The 5,249-nt window shown below is 62.5% G+C and carries 7 protein-coding genes; 4 read left to right on the top strand and 3 right to left on the bottom strand.

The features are described from left to right. The first annotated feature begins 258 nt into the window (after nucleotides 1-258). Nucleotides 259-618 (top strand): Hpt domain-containing protein, encoded by a 360-nt coding sequence (locus tag AAC023_RS13570; protein ID WP_339741734.1) that lies wholly within the window; start codon nucleotides 259-261, stop codon nucleotides 616-618. Here the strand turns inward: AAC023_RS13570 and AAC023_RS13565 are convergent. After that, the gene (locus AAC023_RS13565; protein WP_339741733.1) at nucleotides 615-941 is read right to left on the bottom strand and encodes a chorismate mutase; all 327 of its coding nucleotides are present in this window, start codon (nucleotides 939-941) and stop codon (nucleotides 615-617) included. The genes AAC023_RS13570 and AAC023_RS13565 overlap by 4 nt on opposite strands. Before the next feature lie 154 nt (nucleotides 942-1,095). Between AAC023_RS13565 and AAC023_RS13560 the strand changes: the two genes are divergently transcribed. Further along, nucleotides 1,096-1,719: a glutathione S-transferase family protein gene (locus AAC023_RS13560; protein ID WP_339741732.1), complete on the top strand. Its 624-nt coding sequence runs from the start codon at nucleotides 1,096-1,098 to the stop codon at nucleotides 1,717-1,719. Between the two features lie 3 nt (nucleotides 1,720-1,722). Further along, nucleotides 1,723-2,217: an NUDIX domain-containing protein gene (locus AAC023_RS13555; RefSeq protein WP_339741731.1), complete on the top strand. Its 495-nt coding sequence runs from the start codon at nucleotides 1,723-1,725 to the stop codon at nucleotides 2,215-2,217. A 25-nt stretch (nucleotides 2,218-2,242) separates the two neighbouring features. Here the strand turns inward: AAC023_RS13555 and AAC023_RS13550 are convergent, their stop codons facing one another. Further along, nucleotides 2,243-3,418 carry a VWA domain-containing protein gene (locus tag AAC023_RS13550; RefSeq protein ID WP_339741730.1) on the bottom strand — a complete coding sequence of 392 codons (1,176 nt, stop codon included), beginning with the start codon at nucleotides 3,416-3,418 and terminating at the stop codon, nucleotides 2,243-2,245. Between the two features lie 138 nt (nucleotides 3,419-3,556). Here AAC023_RS13550 and AAC023_RS13545 point away from each other — a divergent pair, with 138 nt between their 5' ends. Then, nucleotides 3,557-4,474 (top strand): hypothetical protein, encoded by a 918-nt coding sequence (locus AAC023_RS13545; RefSeq protein WP_339741729.1) that lies wholly within the window; start codon nucleotides 3,557-3,559, stop codon nucleotides 4,472-4,474. Here AAC023_RS13545 and AAC023_RS13540 read toward each other — a convergent pair. Continuing rightward, on the bottom strand, nucleotides 4,471-5,139 hold the full coding sequence (locus tag AAC023_RS13540; protein ID WP_339741728.1) for a CatB-related O-acetyltransferase: 669 nt from the start codon (nucleotides 5,137-5,139) through the stop codon (nucleotides 4,471-4,473). The two genes, AAC023_RS13545 and AAC023_RS13540, sit on opposite strands and share 4 nt — an antisense overlap. Nucleotides 5,140-5,249 lie beyond the last annotated feature (110 nt).

The following is a 5,249-nucleotide window of genomic DNA, read 5'->3' as shown; positions in this document are numbered from 1 at the left end:
GACCCGCTGATTAAGAGTCAGCTGCTCTACCAACTGAGCTATAGGCGCGCCGGGGTTGGAGGCGGCGGAACATACGCGAGATTATCCACAAAGCAAGGGCCTCATTTCAGCGGCCGGGGCCCGCGTGTGCCGGGAGCATCGCAGCCCGGTCACCTCCAGGCAAAGACGGCAAGCGCTCATTTACCCTGGGCGAAGAAATTATGGCCCGGTGCTGCAGCGTTAAGCGTGGTGTTAACGAGGGCGTGCGAAATTGCCGCCATGAAATCTGCCTCGTCCCACCGTCTGGCCCAAGCCGAACCCGATGCACCCGCGCCGGTTTTCGACGCTGCGCACCTGGCCCGCTATACGGGCGGTGATGCGGCGCTAAAGGCGGAATTGCTGGCGCTGATGTGCGAGCAGGCGGAGCGCTGCATCGCGCTGATTACAGCGGCTCCCGATCATGAGACCTGGACCTCGGCCCTGCACACACTCAAAGGCGCTGCGCGCGGTGTCGGAGCCTTTGCGCTCGGCGCGGCCTGTGAGACGGCCGAAACTCAGCCGCAAGGGTCCTGGCCGGAGGCGGCGCAATGCGTGGCCACCGTCTTCGCGGTAACCCGGCGCTGTTTCGAGCGCCGCTAGGCCCCGCGGGTGCGGTCCCAGACTTCGAATTCATAGGCGATCGACTGACGGACCAGTTCGCGCCAGACCGGCTCCGCAATCTCGGTGCTCAATCCGAGGCGCCGGGACTCGGCCAGCACTTTTCCAATAACATCCTCGATCCGCCAGTCATCATGGACGACATCGCGCGACGGTTTGATCCTGGCGGCCGCCTCCATATAGCGCGCCCGTTCGGCGATCAGTGCCACCAGTTCGCGGTCGATTCCATCGACCCCGTCGCGGACCTGATCCATGCGGGTGCAGGCTTCCGGGCTGATGCGTGTGACGGCGGTCTGTGTGCTCATATCGGGTCAACCTGTAGCAGTCCTGTCTTGCTTATAAGCGGCGCGGCGGCATCCCCCAAGGGGCGAGCTGTCACACCCGGGCGGCGGACCGCATTGCCTGTTCGACCTGTCCGCCAGCCACGTTATGCTAGCCGCGAAACGATGGAGACTCGCAATGTCACAGCCGGTCAGAATTTATGGCGATCGCCGCAGCGGTAATTGTCTGAAAGTGAAGTGGACCGCCGACTATCTCGCCATCCCCTATCAGTGGATTGAGATTGATGTCGCCAAGGGCGAGACCCGGACTGATGATTTTCTCGCTATCAACCCGGCCGGGCAGGTGCCCTGTCTTGAGCGCGAGGACGGCCGCATCCTGGCCCAGTCGAACGCAATCATATTCCATCTCGCCGGAGGCTCACCGCTGATCCCGGCCGATAGCTTCGATACCGCCAAAATGCTCGAATGGATGTTCTGGGAACAATATAGCCATGAGCCGGCAATCGCCGTGCGGCGTTTTCAGAAAGCATTCCTGAAACTCCCCGACGACTCGATCGACCCAGCCCTGATGGCGAAAGGGCGCCGCGCGCTCGGGGTGATGGAGATGCGGCTGCTGTCGCGCGACTTCATCGTCGGGGATTCGATGACGCTCGCCGATATCGCCCTGGTCGCCTATACGCGCCTGGCCGATGAGGGCGGGTTTAATCTCGACGAGTTTCTCAATGTCCGTGGCTGGATTGCCCGCATCGACCAGGAGCTCGGCCTTGATCCCGATGATGGCCGCGTCGACGCGGCCGGATAGCGCGTGACGGCGGGCGAAACCATCGAGGCTGTACCGCAATTCGGCCTTTGTGAGGCGGGGCCGCCTTACCCGGCTCGCCCCTGCGCCTTTGGCATTGCCGTTGATGACAAGGGCCGTATCGCCCTGGTGCGGATTGCACGCGAAACCTATGTCAATTGGGATTTGCCCGGCGGCATGATCGATCCCGGCGAGAGCGAGGCGGACGCCCTGGCCCGGGAGTTTTGCGAGGAGACCGGCTGGACCGTCACGCCTGGCGCCCTGGTGACGCGGGCGGAGCAATTCACCATCACGCGAACTGGAGAACGCCGGCGCAATCAGTGCGGCTTCTTCCTGTGCGAGCTGGCGGCGATGACAGGGGGCAAGATCGAGGATGATCACGAGCTGGTCTGGCTTGATCCAAACGAGGCGCTGACCCGCCTGCGCCATGAGGCGGCCGCATGGGCGGTGACGCAATGGCTGCGAATGGGCCGTAGGTGTGCCGGCCGGCGCCATCGCTGACGGCCATGTCCCGGCCCCGGATCGCCTAGCGAGCCAATTCCTTGATCGCCTCGTCGACACCTTCCAGTGTGAGCGGGAACATGCGCTGGGCGCCGATCAGATCCTGCACCAGCTTGGTGGAATGCGAATATTCCCACCATTCCTCGGGCTGCGGATTGAGCCAGATCAGATTGGGCCAGGTTTCGACCAGGCGCTTGATCCAGACCGCACCGGCCTCGTCATTCCAGCCCTCGACCGAGCCGCCCGCATGGGTGATCTCATAGGGCGCCATGGCGGCATCACCGACGATGATGACTTTCCAGTCGTGCGGGTATTTGTGGATCAGATCCAGCGTCGGCACCGTCTCGGCGCGGCGACGCAGATTGGAACGCCAGACGCCCTCATAGGGGCAATTGTGAAAGTAGAAATATTCCAGGTTCTTGAATGTCGAGCGTGAGGCCGAGAACAGCTCCTCGCACAGCTTCACATAGGGATCCATCGAGCCGCCGACATCGAATAGCGCCAGCACCTTGATGGCATTGCGCCGTTCCGGCCGCATCACCACATCGAGCCAGCCCTGGCGGGCTGTGGCGTTGATCGTATTGTCGAGGTCGAGCTCGTCCTGGGCGCCGTCGCGGGCGAATTTGCGCAGGCGTCGCAGTGCAACTTTCAGATTGCGCGTGCCCAGTTCACGATCACCATCGAGATCCTTGTAGCGGCGCTGCTCCCACACCTTGGCGGCGCGGCCATGCTTGCCCGGTCCGCCAATGCGCACGCCGGCCGGATTATAGCCGCCATGGCCAAAGGGCGAGGTGCCGCCGGTGCCGATCCATTTCGAACCGCCCTCATGGCGTTTTTCCTGCTCGGCGAGCCGCTTCTTCAGCGTCTCCATCAATTCCTCGAAGGGCAGGGCCTCCATGGCCGCCATCTCTTCCTCGGTGAGCAGTTTCTGCATCATCGCCTTGAGCCAGTCGTCCGGGATCTCGTTCTCGCCGAACAGGTCGCCGAGGGTCTCGACGCCCTTGAAGACGTGCGCGAACACCTGGTCGAACTTGTCGAAGGCCTTCTCGTCCTTGACCAGTGCGGCGCGGCTGACGGCGTAGAAATGGCCGATATCCGGATCGATCGCGCCCTTGTCGAGGGCTTCGAGGAGGGTGAGATATTCCCGGGTTGTGACGGGGATCTTGGCGGCGCGCAGCTGGGTGAAGAAATGATGGAGCATGAGCGCAACCTAACCAATTGTGCGGGCACCGTCAGCTGTCCGGCTCGGGCAATGACAGGGGCGGGTTTTCTTTGGCACGCTTTCTGCTGCAAGATGGCGGCTTGGTAGGGCCGCGAGTGAATAGAGTGGGTGAGTGAGATGCGTTGGTTTATCAAAGTGATGTGCGCCGCCGGAATGGGATTTGCCAGCCTGGCGGGCGCTGTTCAGGCCCAGTCCGGTGACAGGCACATGGATTTTCATGGATCCATGTCGCCGTCGGGTGACCGGATTGTGTATTATTCCTACCGGGAAGGTCGCGTGCCGGATTTGTTCATTCTCGATGTGAACCGAAATCGCGAGCAACGCCTCACCGAAACCCCGCATATGTGGGAGACGGGACCGGAATGGTCACCAACCGGCAACCGGATTGCCTTCGCGCGCGGCGAAAGTATGAGCTATCTGCGCGCGATTATCCGCGACCTCGATACAGGCGCCGAAATCGATCTCGGCCCCGGCGTTGATCCAGCCTGGTCGCGCGATGGCAGTCGAATCGCCTGGCGCGGGCCGAACGCCACGATCTGGGTCGCCAATGCCGATGGCAGCGAAGCGCGCGGGTTGAATCTCGATCACCTCCGGGGCGTCAAGTCGGAACCCGCCTGGAGTTTTGATGGCGGTTTTCTGACCTTCATCATGGAAGAAGAGGGCGAAGATCCGACCCGGGATGTCTATCTCTATGAGTTGAGCTCCGGCGGTACCTGGCAGCTGACCGACAGTCCGGCAGGCGAGACAGGAGCCTTCCTTCTGCCCGATGGCGATACTTTGATCTTTGCGGCGCTGGACGGGACGAGCGCACCGCAAGTCTACAAATACACCGTCAGCGCCGGCGGCACGCCCGAACTACTGACCGCCACGGACGCAGGGCAGTATCATTATTTTCCGTCACTCTCGCCAAATCCGCAAACCATCCTGTTCGAGGCCGGCGACTGGAATGAGAATCGATTCTTCATTTACAGCCTCGATATCGTCACCGGGACTGTCCGTCAGCTCACCGGACGTCGGGGCCGCCGCGGCCGCTAATCGCGGCTTTCGACGAGCGCTTCCAGCAGGTCGATGTCTGCACTCATCAGGGCGCCGGACGCTGAGGCAATGCGCTCCGCCGGCCAGTCCCACCATGCCAGGGCCTGCAGCCGCGCCGCCACATCCTCCGGCAAACGCCGTTTGATGATCCGCGCCGGATTGCCGCCGACGATTGTATAGGGTTCGACATCGCTGGTGACGACGGCCTTGGTGGCGATGATCGCGCCATTGCCGATCATGACGCCGGGCATAATGGTCGCGTCCCAGCCGATCCAGACATCATGGCCGATCATGATGCCGCCCTTATTGGGCCAGGCGCCTGGATCGGGCTCACCCCAGCAGCCGAAAATCGGGAAGGGATAGCTCGAGAGCCGGTCGGCGAAATGATTGCCGCCATTGAGCACGAAACTGACATCGGCGGCGATCGAGCAGAATTTCCCGATCACCAGCCGGTCATCGATGAAATCGAAGGCGTATTTCACCTGCTCGGCGAAGCGCGCCGGATCGGTGAAGGAGTGGATATAGCTGTAATCGCCGGCCTCGATCTTGGGGTGATCGGCGAGCAGCGGTTTGAGATAGGCCATCGACGGCGCCGCCGGCATGGGGTGCAGCGTCATCGGGTCGAGGGCGGGGCGGGATTCAGGCGTAGAGGTCGTGGCAGGCATGGACAGACTCCGGGTGGGATTTCACGAAATTTCGGGTGAAATGCGCCCCCGGTCTCCCGGGCGGCGCGGCTTAGCCGCGCTGGTCCATGTCGCTCTCCATTGGCTTGGCC

It is taken from the genome of uncultured Maricaulis sp. (assembly GCF_963976135.1).
Taxonomy (GTDB): Bacteria; Pseudomonadota; Alphaproteobacteria; order Caulobacterales; family Maricaulaceae; genus Maricaulis.
This window is presented reverse-complemented; position numbering and strand designations above follow the sequence as displayed.

Coding starts and splice junctions, on each gene's coding strand:
- AAC023_RS13570 (WP_339741734.1), top strand. CDS start 259: ATGAAATCTGCCTCGTCCCACCGTCTGGCCCAAGCCGAACCCGATGCA.
- AAC023_RS13540 (WP_339741728.1), bottom strand. CDS start 5,139: ATGCCTGCCACGACCTCTACGCCTGAATCCCGCCCCGCCCTCGACCCG.
- AAC023_RS13565 (WP_339741733.1), bottom strand. CDS start 941: ATGAGCACACAGACCGCCGTCACACGCATCAGCCCGGAAGCCTGCACC.
- AAC023_RS13545 (WP_339741729.1), top strand. CDS start 3,557: ATGCGTTGGTTTATCAAAGTGATGTGCGCCGCCGGAATGGGATTTGCC.
- AAC023_RS13550 (WP_339741730.1), bottom strand. CDS start 3,418: ATGCTCCATCATTTCTTCACCCAGCTGCGCGCCGCCAAGATCCCCGTC.
- AAC023_RS13560 (WP_339741732.1), top strand. CDS start 1,096: ATGTCACAGCCGGTCAGAATTTATGGCGATCGCCGCAGCGGTAATTGT.